At 61.1% G+C, this 14,000-nt stretch carries 10 protein-coding genes; all 10 read left to right on the plus strand.

The features are described from left to right. The first annotated feature begins 346 nt into the window (after positions 1-346). On the plus strand, positions 347-922 hold the full coding sequence (locus tag BLQ92_RS17730) for a helix-turn-helix domain-containing protein (RefSeq protein ID WP_090685837.1): 576 nt from the start codon (positions 347-349) through the stop codon (positions 920-922). A gap of 378 nt (positions 923-1,300) precedes the next feature. Continuing rightward, on the plus strand, positions 1,301-4,072 hold the full coding sequence (locus BLQ92_RS17735) for a TonB-dependent receptor (protein ID WP_090685838.1): 2,772 nt from the start codon (positions 1,301-1,303) through the stop codon (positions 4,070-4,072). Between the two features lie 444 nt (positions 4,073-4,516). Continuing rightward, positions 4,517-6,340, plus strand: a complete 1,824-nt coding sequence (locus BLQ92_RS17740; RefSeq protein ID WP_244106475.1) for an extracellular solute-binding protein — start codon at positions 4,517-4,519, stop codon at positions 6,338-6,340. 8 nt (positions 6,341-6,348) lie between these two features. Then, a complete protein-coding gene (locus tag BLQ92_RS17745) occupies positions 6,349-7,401 on the plus strand; it encodes a microcin C ABC transporter permease YejB (RefSeq protein WP_090685839.1) in 1,053 nt (350 codons plus the stop codon). Then, positions 7,355-8,467: an ABC transporter permease gene (locus tag BLQ92_RS17750; protein WP_090685840.1), complete on the plus strand. Its 1,113-nt coding sequence runs from the start codon at positions 7,355-7,357 to the stop codon at positions 8,465-8,467. Before BLQ92_RS17745 ends, BLQ92_RS17750 begins: the two co-directional genes overlap by 47 nt. Continuing rightward, positions 8,467-10,098, plus strand: a complete 1,632-nt coding sequence (locus BLQ92_RS17755; protein WP_090685841.1) for an ABC transporter ATP-binding protein — start codon at positions 8,467-8,469, stop codon at positions 10,096-10,098. The genes BLQ92_RS17750 and BLQ92_RS17755 overlap by 1 nt, the downstream gene beginning before the upstream one ends. Next, the gene (locus BLQ92_RS17760) at positions 10,095-11,531 is read left to right on the plus strand and encodes a TldD/PmbA family protein (protein ID WP_090685842.1); all 1,437 of its coding nucleotides are present in this window, start codon (positions 10,095-10,097) and stop codon (positions 11,529-11,531) included. The genes BLQ92_RS17755 and BLQ92_RS17760 overlap by 4 nt, the downstream gene beginning before the upstream one ends. Beyond that, complete coding sequence (locus tag BLQ92_RS17765; RefSeq protein WP_090685843.1) at positions 11,531-12,892, plus strand: TldD/PmbA family protein; 1,362 nt, start codon at positions 11,531-11,533, stop codon at positions 12,890-12,892. The genes BLQ92_RS17760 and BLQ92_RS17765 overlap by 1 nt, the downstream gene beginning before the upstream one ends. 4 nt (positions 12,893-12,896) lie before the next feature. Then, complete coding sequence (locus BLQ92_RS17770; protein WP_090685844.1) at positions 12,897-13,469, plus strand: GNAT family N-acetyltransferase; 573 nt, start codon at positions 12,897-12,899, stop codon at positions 13,467-13,469. After that, the gene (locus BLQ92_RS17775; RefSeq protein ID WP_090685845.1) at positions 13,444-13,998 is read left to right on the plus strand and encodes a GNAT family N-acetyltransferase; all 555 of its coding nucleotides are present in this window, start codon (positions 13,444-13,446) and stop codon (positions 13,996-13,998) included. Before BLQ92_RS17770 ends, BLQ92_RS17775 begins: the two co-directional genes overlap by 26 nt. The last annotated feature ends 2 nt before the right edge of the window (positions 13,999-14,000 follow it).

The raw sequence follows: 14,000 nt of genomic DNA on the forward strand, positions 1-14,000 counted from the left end.
AAGTTTGACGGACGATTTTGTCTTGATATCGTCCTCCTCAGCAGGCGCATCAATGCGCTCGCGCCGGCCGGCGCAAACATCGCTGGCTGCGCGCATGCTGTTTTCTATTTTTCAAATCAACGATTCCAGGCTGGAAGGGAATGCGCTCGCACTTTAGTTGTGCATTCAACCTTCCAGGAGGCTGGATGAATTCACCCGTCGCCCAGGTAACCGGCCTCACCCGGTTTTCACCGAGGGCGAACGCCAACCCAATTTTTTTAACCGACTTAGCGCCTGACGACGCGCTTTCGATGAAACTTAATTTGCTTAGATCAAACAAATTTTGACTACTGGATTCTGTCTTGCTATGGTTCCGCCACTTGATAAGAAGGCATCAGCCGCACTCGCGATAGGCAGCAAGATTCGCGCGTTGAGACAGCGGCTTCAGCGCACGCTCGATGAAACGGCGAAGGCGGCGGGCATCTCGAAGCCCTTCCTTTCGCAAGTGGAACGCGGGCAGGCAACGCCGTCGATCACGTCGCTAGTCGGTATCGCGCAAGCGCTGGGCGTCACGGTGCAGTACTTCGTCGATACGCCGACTGAAGCGAAGTCGGTGTGCCGCGGCGATGAATTGAAGTTTTTTGGGTTTGCCGATTCGGCCAACCTGTTCGGCAGGCTGACGAACCTGTCGGTCGACAGGAAGCTGGAAGCGATTCTGGTGAGGATGCCAGCGGGCCAGCAACCGTCGGAAGTCACGACGCACGCAGGGGAAGAGTTCTTGTATGTGATGAGCGGTCAGATTGCTCTCACGCTGGAAGGTACGACGTTCGTGTTGCAGGCCGGTGACACTGCGCATTACGAGTCAACGGTCCCGCATGCATGGGCCAACACAGCGGGCGAAGAGACTGTGCTCGTCTGGGTGGGAACGCCAAGGTTGTTCTAGCCGCAACGCATCGTGTCTGAGATGCCACGGTCTGAATACATCCATAAGTAGTCCTGCAGGTTAACCCGTAGTTTGATGCAAGCAGTATCAGTCGGCTAACGAACGGTTCGGTCAAACCAGTTTTATTGGCAGATTGAAATGTTGTTGAAAGCAAAACGTATTAGTATGCTTGCATTAGTAGTCCGAAATTAAATAAGTTGGAGTGCCCCGTCTATCTCGCTGCAATGGTTTAGACGCTGTTCGGTTGGTGAAGTTATAGAACTGCGGGGCAACTTTGGCGGAACGCGGCGCAGCGTCGCTGCAAATCGAGTAGAGAGGTTGCTGAGGCCTCTCATCGCACAACAAGTGTGGCCTTACTGACGAGTGAGAAGGGGAAAAATGAAACAACGGGCATTGGCGCTGGCTATCAGAAGAATAATCTGGGCCGAACTTGCACTGACCACCGCATTCGCGATTCCGGCGTTTGCACAAAGCCAGCCGGCTACCACTGGAACGCCTGCTGCAGCCGCAGCGGCTTCGGGTACTGCAGCGGCGGCCGCACCGGCCTCAGGCGCGGCGGCCACCTCGGCAGGCGCGAGCAACACCAAGAACGTCAAGCAGTTGAAGACTTTCGAAGTGACCGGCTCGCTGATCCGCCAGGCGGACAAGACTGGCTTTAACGCAGTGCAGGTGATTTCGCAGAAGGATATCCAGCAGTCGGGAGCGACCACGACGGCGCAGTATCTGCGTGACGTGTCGGCAAACTCTGCTTCGAGTTTCAATGAAGCCAATCCGGATTCATTCGCGCCTGGCGGCGCGGGTATCGCCTTGCGGGGCCTCTCGGAGAAGTACACCCTCGTGCTGATCGACGGTCAGCGCGCCGCACCGTTCGCATTCGCGGTCAACGGTACAGATACCTTCTTCGACCTGAACACGCTGCCTACGAACATGATCGATCGTATTGAGATCGTCAAGACGGGCGCGGTGTCTCAGTATGGTAGCGACGCTATCGCGGGCGTCGTGAACATCATTACCAAACACAATTTCCAGGGTCTCCAGCTTGATGGGAACATTGGGGGCGCACAGCACGGCGGACAGGGCACCAGCAACCTGTCCGTGCTGGGTGGCTTCGGCAATCTCACAGAAGACGGCTACAACATCACTGCTGCGGCCAGCACGTATCACCAGAGCGGCATCATGCTCAGTCAGCGCGATACGACCAGCGGATATATGGGCTATACGCCCGATTCGTTTTATGTGAACCCGGCAACAAACACGGCTTATCCGCTCGGCTGCGGTGGGCCGAACACGCGTGTCGTACCTGCCGCTACCGCGATCAACACGAACGGCCAGCTTGGCGGTACGGTGTGCCAGCAGAATATGACGAACGTCACGTCACTTGAACCGGAATCGGATCGCAGCAACATCAAGGTTCACGGTGATTTCAAGATCAACGATCACGTTCAGGCGTGGGTTGATGCCTGGGAGAGCTACAACCGGACCACACTGCACGGTACGACTGCAAACAACCTGATTGCCTGGGAAAATCCCCCGCAGGTCTACAACCCTGCGACCGGTTCGCCTACGAGTCTGGTGACGCCGAATGTGATTGCGCCGGGCAATCCGTACAATCCATTGCCGGGTGTGGGCACGCCTTTGCAGTATGCGTTTCCGAATTATCCGCAGGACGTTACGACGACCGCTAACTTCTACCGTCTATCCACAGGGCTGAAGGGCGATTTCGATACGGACAAGTGGGGCACGTGGAACTGGGCAGCATCGTATGGTCACTCGCAGAGCGAAGTGAGTAATTCGAATTCGAATGTTCTGACCTCGGCGGGCTACAACCAGATCCTGGCGGGGGGCTATAACTTTCTCAATCCCGCTTCGACACCGAACGGTCTGACGGGTGTTTTCGGTACGGCAGAGAATCAGGCGATTTCGAAGCTTGATACGGTTGACGCCACGATTGCTACGCCGAATCTTTTCCACCTGCCTGCAGGCGACGTGGGTCTAGGTTTCGGTGCGCAATTCCAGCACCAGAGTTTGGCCATCGACACGGCTGCTGGCTACGCAAATGGTGACTTCACGACACCTGCTTACCAGACCGTGATGGGCCAGCGGAATGTCGCGGCTGTTTATTACCAGATCGATATTCCGATCATCAAGAACCTGACCTTTAGCCAGTCCTCACGTTATGACCACTACAGCGACTTCGGCGGCGCGTTCTCGCCACGATTCGCGTTGCGCTGGCAACCCGTGCAGGCGCTGACGACCTACGCATCGTTTAACCGCGGCTTCCGTGCGCCCACGCTGATCGAGAACGGCAAAGCGACCTCGTTCGGCGCACAGAGCGGAATCGACACCGACCCGGCGTCGCCGCAATATAACCAGCCGGGAAATTACTTCACCGAAGCTACGCAGGGGAATCCTAACCTTCAGCCTGAGCGCACCAAAAACTATAACGTTGGCTTCGAACTATCGCCGACCAAGACGACTGACGTCGGGTTCGACTGGTACAAAATCCAGATCAGCAACGTGATCGGCGTGGCTCCGATCCAGCCTGAGATCGATGCTAATAATCCTGCGGTTGTGGTGCGTAATCCGTCGAACAACCTGATTAACTACGTCAACACCCAGTACGTCAATCTCTCGTCGCTGGACACGAGTGGCCTTGAAGGAACGCTCAGGCAGTCGCTTCCGACCCCGATCGGCACCTTTACTTTGGCCGCTGACTGGGCGTACGTGCTGCACTTCAAGACGCCTGGACTGGCTGATGGCCAGACCGATGCAGCCGGTAATGACTCGTCGCAGAACTTGAGCTTTGGTGCATCGTTCCCGCGCTGGAAGGGGAACACCAGCCTGAACTGGAATTATCATCAGTTCAGCACAACGCTGACCTGGCAGTACACGGGTCCGTACGAGCAGGACCTGGTGCCGGTTGGCAATGGTGTGGAAAGCTCGGTGGCGTCTTATTCGCAGTTCAATCTTTATACCCAGTACACCGGGTTTAAGCACTGGACGCTGTATGCTGGTATCGACAACATCTTTAATCGCGCTCCGCCCTATGATCCGTACTGGTTTAATTCTGTGAACAACACGGGCTATGACGTGTCGCTCTATTCGTACGTAGGCCGCTTTGCGCAGATCGGTGCAACCTATAAGTTCTAACAAGTTGTAAGTTTGTTGACGACTGTCGCTCCGGCTCTTTTTTTGCCGCCGGAGCGACTTTTTTGTAAGTAGCACACTGTGGACTTCTCCGTACGTCGCCGCGGCCGGCATGCCCCATCGCCGGACCCGGCCAGCGCGAGAGGAACACAGGGATGGTTGTCGGCGGCGCGGTCTGCGGTTCTGGGCCCGTCGCGCGACACTAACCCGTAACCCAAGGCGCCATGCGACGCCTTAAGTGACCGGAGCGATGGCGGTTGGCATTGCTCAGGTCGATCCGACGAACCGCGCGACGGTCATAAGCTGGCGCGCGACTTACGCATAAAGATGATGAGACTTGTGAAGTTTCGGTTGCCGCGCGCTGCATGGACGATCTCTTGCGCATCGGCGACACGGCAAGCCGCCATGCGCGCCGCGCCGGCGCTGGCTGCCGCGCTGCTTGGCGCCATGAGCCTGGGCATCACGCCGGCCCATGCCGCCTCTGCGATCGCCCAATACGATCAGCCCAAATATCCCGCCAATTTCACGCATTTCGACTATGCGGACGCTGACGCGCCCAACACGGGCGATCTGAACTTCGAGAATTACAACGAACTTCAGAGTTACGACTCGCTCAATCCGTTTCTGGTCCGTGGCGCCCCTGCGCCGGACATCCAGAACCTGATGTTCGACACGCTGATGCAGCGGAGCTGGGACGAACTCGCCTCCGAGTACGCGCTGATTGCCGACGATGTCGAAGTGGCGCCGGATCTGACCTCCGCGACGTTTCACATCAACCCTGCGGCACGTTTCTCGAACGGCGACCCGATTACCGCCGCCGACGTGAAATATTCGCTGGATACGCTGAAAAGCCCTCAGGCGTCGCCGTTGTTCAATGCACAGTTCTCGGTGATCAAGAATGCGACGGTCGTCGACAAGCTGACCATCCGCTTCGATTTCGTTCACCCCGAGCGCGATGCGCCCCTGATTGCCGGTGATATTCCGGTGTTCTCGCCGAAATGGGGCATGACACCCGACGGCAAGCGGCCGCCGTTCGATCAGATCGCCAACGTGGCGCCGATCGCCAGCGGTCCTTATCTGATCGATGAGCGCAAGAACGACAAGCAGATTTCTTACGTTCGCAATCCGAACTATTGGGCTGCCAATCTGCCTTCGCGGCGCGGGATGTATCGCTTCGACCGGATCACGTTCCGCCTGTACCTCGATCAGTACACCGCGCTGGAAGCGTTCAAGGCCGGCAATGTCGATGCCCGCATGGAGTACAGCTCGAGCCAGTGGGCGCGCAAGTACATTGGCAAGAACTTCGACAACGGCCTGTTGAAAAAGGGCGAGTTCCCTGACGGTCCTGCGCAGATGCAGGGCATGCTGATCAACATGCGCAAGCCGATGTTCCAGGACGTGCGGGTGCGCCATGCGCTGAGCCTGGCGTTCGACTACGACTGGATGAACCGGATGATGTTCTACGGTCAGTACAGGCGCACCAACAGCTATTTCGATGCAAGCCCGTTTGCCGCCACCGGTATGCCGGGCCCGAAAGAACTGGCGTTGCTAGAGCCGTTCCGCTCCAGCTTGCCGCCCGAGGTGTTCGGTCCGATGGTGAAGCAGCCGACGACCATCGCACCGAATTCGCTGCGCGGCAACCTGCGCATCGCCCGCGACCTGTTGGCCCAGGCCGGTTGGCACTACCGCGACGGTGCGCTGCGCGACGCCAACGGCAATCCAATGACGATCGAGATCATGGACGACGAGCCTGGCATGGACCGCCTGTTGCTGCCGTACATGCAGGCGCTCGGCATGCTCGGTATTCAGGCGCATATGCGCGAAATCGACAGCGCGCTGTATCAGAAGCGTCTGGACAATTTCGAGTACGACATGACGACGTACATCTACGCGCCGGTCACGATCCCGGGTGCCGAACTGGAGCGCCGCTTCGGCAGCGCGGCCGCTTCGCAGGTGGGCTCGGAGAACTTTACGGGTCTCAAGTCGAAGGCCGTCGATTCGATCGTCCGCGCGGCGTTGAACGCGAATACGCTGGACGATCTGGAAGCGGCGACCCGTGCGCTCGACCGCGTGCTGATTAATACGTATCTGCTGGTTCCCGAGTACTACTTGCCTAACGCCCGCATCGGCTACAAGAAGACGCTCGGCTTCCCGAAAGTGGTGCCGACGACCTATCAGTACGAGGACTGGATCATCGACTACTGGTACAAGAAACCGCAAGCCGCGCTGAGCGCAGCCACGCCCGTTTCCTCGCCGACCGCAGCAAACTGAGGTTCACCATGCTTGCTTACATTCTTAGACGTCTGTTGTTGATGGTGCCGACCTTGATCGGTGTCGTGACCCTTACCTTTGTCGTCACGCAGTTCGTGCCGGGTGGGCCGGTCGAACAGGTGATGACGCAACTCCGCCACGGCAAAAGCCGTGGCGGAGAGGCGGGGGCGGGCGGTGGCGGCTATCACGGCAGCCAGGGCGTCGATCCGCAGCAGCTCGAGCAGATCAAGAAGCAGTTTGGCTTCGACAAGCCGCCGCTTACGCGTTACTTCCTGATGATGAAGAACTACGCGACCTTCAACCTTGGTCAGTCCTACTATCAGCACGACAGCGTGTGGGACGTGATCAAATCCAAGCTGCCGGTGTCGATCACGCTCGGCTTATGGACGGTGCTGCTTACCTACCTGATATCGGTGCCGTTGGGCATTGCGAAAGCAGTGCGCAACGGCTCCCGCTTCGACACGGTGACGAGCGTGCTGGTGCTGTCCGGTTACGCCATTCCAGGCTTCGTGCTGGGCGTGCTGCTGCTGATGCTGTTCGGCGGCGGCACCTTCTGGCAGGTATTCCCGATGCGCGGCCTGACCTCGGATAACTTCCAGGACCTGAGCGTCTTCGGCAAGGTGCTCGATTACCTGTGGCACATCGTGCTGCCGGTTACCGCTTCGGTGGTCGGCAACTTCGCTATCGTCACGATCCTGACGAAAAACACTTTCCTCGAGGAGATTGGCCGGCAATACGTGCTGACCGCAAGAGCCAAAGGGGCGCCGGAGCGCGACGTGCTGTGGAAGCACGTGCTGCGCAACGCCGCGATTCCGCTGCTGACAGGTCTGCCCGCTGCCTTCGTGGGCGCCTTCCTGAACGGCAACCTGCTGATCGAAACCCTGTTCTCGCTCGACGGTATGGGCCAACTGTCCTACGACTCGGTGATCCGTCGTGATTACCCGGTCGTACTCGGTTCGCTCTTCCTGTTCACGCTGATCGGTCTTGTAACCAAACTTATTGCTGACGTCTGCTATGTCCTCGTCGACCCCCGCATCCAATTCAACCGCCTGGGCCGCTGACCCGGCGGCGGTCACGCTCGTCGCGTCGGTCTCGCCGGCGCGGCGTACGTGGCTGCGCTTCAAGAGCCAGCGGCTCGGTTACTGGAGCCTGCTGATTTTCGGCGCATTGTTCGTGATCAGCCTGTTTGGCGAAGTCATTGCCAACGACCGGCCGCTGATCGTGCGTTACGAAGGCCACTACTACTTTCCGATCGTGAAGGACTATCCGGAGACGATCTTCGGCGGCGACTTTCCGGCGGGGACCAATTATCTCGACCCGTATATTCGCTCGCGCATCCAGGGTAATGGCAACTTCGCCGTGTACCCGCTGAATCATTACCACTACGACACGATCGACTATTTCGCGGCGCATCCGTATCCGGCGCCGCCGTCGTCGAGCAACTGGCTGGGCACCGATCAGTTCGGCCGCGATGTGCTGTCGCGCCTGCTGTACGGCTTCCGCCTGTCGGTGCTGATGGCGTTCGCGTTGACGATCTCGGGCGTGGTGATCGGCGTGCTCACGGGCGCGGTGCAGGGCTTCTACGGTGGGCGCACCGACTTGATCGGGCAGCGCCTGATCGAGATCTGGAGCTCGATGCCGGACCTGTACCTGCTGATCATCTTTGCTTCGATCTTCGAACCGACGCTGTGGCTGCTGTTTATCCTGCTGTCGATGTTCGGCTGGCTGGTGCTGTCGGACTACGTGCGCGCCGAATTCCTGCGCAACCGTTCGCTCGACTACGTGAAGGCCGCCCGCACCATGGGCCTGTCGAACTGGCAGATCATGTGGAAACACGTGCTGCCGAACAGCCTGACACCAGTGATCACGTTCCTGCCGTTCCGCATGAGCGCGGCGATCCTGTCGCTCACCAGTCTCGACTTCCTCGGCCTCGGTGTGCCGCCGCCGACGCCGAGCCTGGGCGAGCTGCTCGCCGAAGGCAAGAACAACCTCGATGCATGGTGGATTTCGATCTCGGCGTTCTCGGCGCTGGTGATCACGCTGCTGTTGCTGACCTTCATGGGTGACGCATTGCGCAACGCGCTCGATACACGTATGCGCAACTCGGCATTTGGGGGTGGTAAGTAATGAGCAAGCCTTTGCTGGAAATTGACCGCTTCTCGGTGCGCTTTGGCGAGAAGGTGGCGGTGCAGGAACTGAGCCTGTCGATTGCGCGCGGCGAGCGCGTCGCGCTGGTCGGCGAATCGGGCTCGGGCAAGAGCGTGACGGCGCTGTCGATCCTGCGCCTCGTGGACGGGGCGCAACTGAACGGGCGCATGCTGCTCGACGGCGAAGACCTGCTGCAGAAGACCGAACAGCAGATGCGCGGGATTCGCGGCGCGGACGTCGCGATGGTGTTCCAGGAGCCGATGACGGCCCTGAATCCGCTCTACACGGTCGGCAAGCAGATTGCCGAAAGCCTGCGGCTGCACGAAGGCATGCGCCCGAATGCGGCGCGCGAGCGCGGCATCGAACTGCTGCGCCGTACCGGGATTCCTGAGCCGGAGCGTCGCATCGACAGCTTCCCGCACCAGTTATCGGGCGGCCAGCGTCAGCGCGCGATGATCGCCATGGCGCTCGCGTGTCGGCCGCGTCTGTTGCTGGCCGACGAACCGACCACCGCACTCGACGTCACGGTGCGCCAGCAGATTGTCGATCTGCTGATCGAACTGCAGGAACAGGAAGCAGCCGAGCGCGGCATGGCCGTACTGCTGATCACCCACGACCTGAATCTGGTGAAGCGCTTTGCGCAACGCGTCGCGGTGATGGAAAAGGGTGTGCTGGTCGAAACCAACACCACCGAAGCGCTGTTCTCGAATCCCCAGCATCCCTACACGAAGCGCCTGCTCGACAGCGAGCCGCAGCGTTGCATCGATGAAGTCGCAGAGGGCGCGCCCCGCATCCTCGACGTGAAAGGGCTGGCCGTGGACTACCACGTGTCGGGCAAGGGCCTGCGTTCGATCTTCGGCAAGTCGACCTTCCGCGCCGTGCACGACGTGGACCTGAGCTTGCGCCGCGGCGAGACGCTTGGCATCGTCGGCGAATCGGGTTCGGGTAAATCGACGCTCGCGGCGACCGTGCTCGGCTTGCAGCATGCCGCCACAGGGCAAATCGATATTGACGGCATACCGCTGACGTCGCTGAAGAACGCCCGTGAAAAGCGCTCGCTGTACTCGCGCATGCAGGTCGTGTTCCAGGACCCGTTCGGCTCGCTGTCGCCGCGCATGACAGTGGAACAGATCATCGGCGAAGGGCTCGCCGTGCATCGTCCCGACATCGACGCCCGCGTGCGGCGCGATCGCGTCGGCGCACTGCTCGAAGAAGTCGGCATGCCGGTCGAATCGATGCTACGCTATCCACACGAATTTTCGGGCGGCCAGCGGCAGCGGATTGCGATTGCCCGCGCGCTCGCCGTCGAGCCCGAACTGCTGGTGCTCGACGAGCCGACCAGCGCGCTCGACGTGTCGATCCAGAAGCAGGTGCTGAATCTGCTCACCAAGCTGCAGAAAAAGTACCAGCTCAGCTACCTCTTCATCACCCACGATCTCGCGGTGATGAAGGCGATGGCGCATCGCGTGATCGTGATGAAGTCGGGCCGCATTGTCGAAGCGGGCGATACGATGGACGTGCTGCACGCCCCGTCGCATCCCTACACCCAGTCGCTGCTGGCGTCCTCGATGATGACGCCCGTATCAGCTACCCATGAGAAAATTGCATGATTGACGAACGGTGGGCGCAAGCCGCCCGCACGCTGAAAAGCGAGGCGGATTTCTGGTCGCTGCGCATCGTCGACGAAACGATCGACGATCACGAAGTGCGTGACGACGTAGCCCAGCCGCTGCGTACCGTGCGCGACCGCGGCGCAATGCTGATTGCATATGTCGGCGCCGGCGCCGGTTATGCGGCCACCGCCAATCTGTCTGCTGCAGGCCTGCAGGAGGCGCTTGCGATCGCCACCGCGCGCGCCAAGGCGAGCGCGGCGCTGTCGTTGATCGACCATCGTGAGGTCTCACGTCCGGCGACCAGCGGCCGTTATGTGTCGCCGAACGTCGAGCACGCCTTGCCGAACCGGCGCGAGTGGCTCGAGCGGCTCGCGCACGAATGCGCAGCGGCCAATATCGATCCGCGCATCGTCGAACGCAGCGCCAGCGTGCAGCTCACGCACACCGACCAGCTCTATATCACCGGCGACGGCGTGCGCATCGACCAGCACTTCCGCTTTGTGATGCCGCAACTGAGCGTCGCCGCGCATGCCGACGGCGACACCCAGGTGCGCACGCTCGGCGGCAACTACGGCACGCTCGCGCAGGGTGGCCTCGAGGTGCTGGCGCGCTATGGTTTCGACGGCGCCGGGGCACGCGTGGCTCACGAGGCGCTGCAATTGCTGGGCGCGCCGAACTGCCCGTCGGGCAAGCGCGATCTGCTGCTGATGCCGGACCAGATGATGCTGCAGATCCACGAGTCGATCGGCCATCCGCTGGAACTGGACCGCATTCTCGGCGACGAGCGTAACTTCGCCGGCTGGAGCTTCGTGAAGCCGGAGATGTTCGGCAGCTACCAGTACGGCTCCGAACTGCTCAACGTCACGTTCGATCCGGAACTGCGCGAGGAAGCCGCGTCTTACGCGTTTGATGACGACGGCACGGCTGCCGAGAAACACTATCTGATCCGCGACGGCCTGCTGGAGCGGCCGCTCGGCGGCGCGCTCTCGCAACAGCGCGCGCATCTGCCGGGCGTGGCGAATTCGCGCGCCTCGAACTGGAACCGGCCGCCGATCGACCGGATGGCGAACCTGAACATCGAACCGGGCGACCAGTCGCTCGACGAGATGATCGCCAATATCGAACACGGTATTTTGATGCGTACCAATACGTCGTGGTCGATTGACGACCATCGCAACAAATTCCAGTTCGGCTGCGAGTTTGGCCAACTGATCGAAAACGGCCAGCTCACCCAGATCGTCAAGCAGCCGAACTATCGCGGCATCTCCGCGAATTTCTGGCGCAGCCTCTCCGCGGTCGGCAATGCGAGCACCCGTCAGGTGTTCGGCACGCCGATGTGCGGCAAGGGCGAGCCGGCGCAGATCATCCGGGTCGGCCACGCGTCGCCTGCCTGCGTGTTCAGCAACATCGACGTGTTCGGAGGCGCATGATGAGCGACTCCATCGTGTTGCAAGGGGCCTCCGTGGTGGACTGGCACCGTCATTTCCTGCTGCTCGCCGATGCGGTCGAGCATGCGCAGCAGGGCGGCGAAATCACGCTGACGTCGTTTTCGGCGGAGCAATCCGATTTCATCCGCTTCAACGCGGGCAAGGTGCGGCAGATCGGCAGCGTCTCGCAAGGCAAGCTGACGCTGCGCCTGATCGACGGCGCGCGTCAGGCGTATTCGACGCTGACCGTGTGCGGCGACGCCGAGACCGACCTGCAAGAGGTGAGCCGCGCGCTTGTCACGCTGCGCGAGGGGCTGCGCGATGCGCCGGACGATCCTCACCTGCTGTTCGACAAGTCGCAGTGGGAGCGTTCGACGCGCCGCGCCGGCAAGGTGGCGGAGCCGCAAGCGCTGGTGCGTACGGTCGCCGAATGCGCGAAGGGCCTCGATTTCGTGGGCTTTTACGCGGGCGGCACACTGGTGCGCGGCTTCGCGTCGAGCAAGGGCAGCCGCGGCTGGTACGAAGTCGCCAACTTCAACTTTAGCTGGTCGCTGTACGACCCGAGCGGCCGCGCCATCAAGAGCAGTTACGCCGGCGACCACTGGAGCGACGCGACCTTCGCCCGCAAGGTCGAGCAGGCAGCGGCACGCCTGCCGATTCTGGCGCTAACGCCGCGCACGCTGTCGCCGGGACGCTACCGCTCGTATCTCGCGCCCGCCGCACTCGAAGAACTGCTGAGCGTGACCTCGTGGGGCGGATTTTCCGCGCGCGCCCAGGCCACCTCGCGCAGCTCGCTCTACAAGCTGCACACCGGCGAGGTTGCGCTCGATCCGCGCGTCACGCTGACCGAAGACCTGAGCCTTGGCATCACGCCCGGCTTCAATGAGGATGGCTATCTGCGCGCGAGCGTGCCGCTGATTCAGGACGGCCGCAGCATGGAGCGCCTGACCAATGCCCGCAGCGCTCGCGAATACGGCTTGCAACCGAACGGCGCGCTCGACTCCGAAACCCCGGTCGCGTTGTCGATGGAAGGCGGCGACCTCGCCGAAGACGACGTGCTGGCGCAGCTCGATACCGGCCTTTACATCGGCAACCTCTGGTACGTGAATTTTTCGGACCGGATGAATTGCCGCCTGACCGGCATGACGCGCTTCGCGACCTTCTGGGTGGAGCAGGGCAAGATCGTCGCGCCGCTCGAGGCGATGCGCTTCGACGACAGCATGTACCGGCTGCTCGGCGATCAGCTCGAACGGCTCACGGCCCAGCCCGAACTGCTGCTGAGCGACTCGACCTGGGGCGAGCGTGGCACCGGTGGCATGCAGCTGCCGGGGCTGCTTGCGCGCTCCTTCGAGTTGACGCTTTAAGTGAATGGATAAAAACATAACAACAAAATCCATTCCTGAGAGCCTGACGCTACGCGCTTTGCGCGTAGCGGACGCCGAACAGCTCCACGCCCTGGAGCGGCAGCCCGCGATGCTGCATGGCCATCCCAGTGCGCCGTATCCGACCCTTGAACGGACGTGCGACTGGATCAAACAAATTGCATCGCCGCAGATCGCCATTGCGGCGATGGTCGGCGATATACTGGTCGGCTTCGGAGAACTGTCGCCCGGCAAGTTGCGGCGCGCCCATACGGCGAAAATCGCCCTCGGCGTGCATGAGGCATGGCATGGCCGCGGTATCGGCAATGCTTTGGTGGCCGAAATGCTGGATCTGGCCGACAACTGGCTCGGCCTGCGTCGCGTCGAACTCTACGTGTTCACCGACAACGAACCAGCGATCGCGCTGTACCGGAAGCACGGTTTCGAAGTAGAAGCACGGCAGCGTGGTGCAACACTGCGCGACGGCGTGCTGATCGATTGCTACTTCATGGCGCGGTTTCGCGAACCGGCGCCATTCGCAACGGACCAAAATAATGAATACAAGCAGCGAGAGGTTTGAGAGAGAAGCAGGGGTCACACCGCACGTTATCGTGCGCGCCAGCGAAGCGTCGGATATGGAAGCGATCGCCGGCATCATGAATCAGCCGGGAGTACGCCGAGGCACGCTGGGGAGCGGCTATCGCACGGTGGAAGCTACAACGGCATGGTTCGCCAAACTGCCCAAGGGCACCATCAGCCTGTGCGCGGAACTGAACGGGCAGGTGGTCGGCCACGCCGGTATCGAGATCGCGCCGCCGCGCCGCGCGCATAGCGCAGTCCTCGGTATCTCTGTGCACGACGACTTCCAGGGCCGGGGCGTCGGTACTGCGCTGCTCGGCGCGCTGGTGGAATGCGCCGACCTCGCGCTCGGCCTGCGCCGCCTCGAGCTGACTGTGTTTGTCGATAACGCCGCAGCGATTGCGCTGTACCGCCGCTTCGGCTTCGTCGAAGAGGGGCGCTCGCGCGGCTATGCGATGCGCGACGGCCTGCTGGCCGACGTCTTGCACATGGCCCGTCTCGCCGACGCGCCGTCCTTCGTGCCGCACTGACA

Source organism: Paraburkholderia phenazinium, assembly GCF_900100735.1.
Taxonomy (GTDB): Bacteria; Pseudomonadota; Gammaproteobacteria; order Burkholderiales; family Burkholderiaceae; genus Paraburkholderia; species Paraburkholderia phenazinia.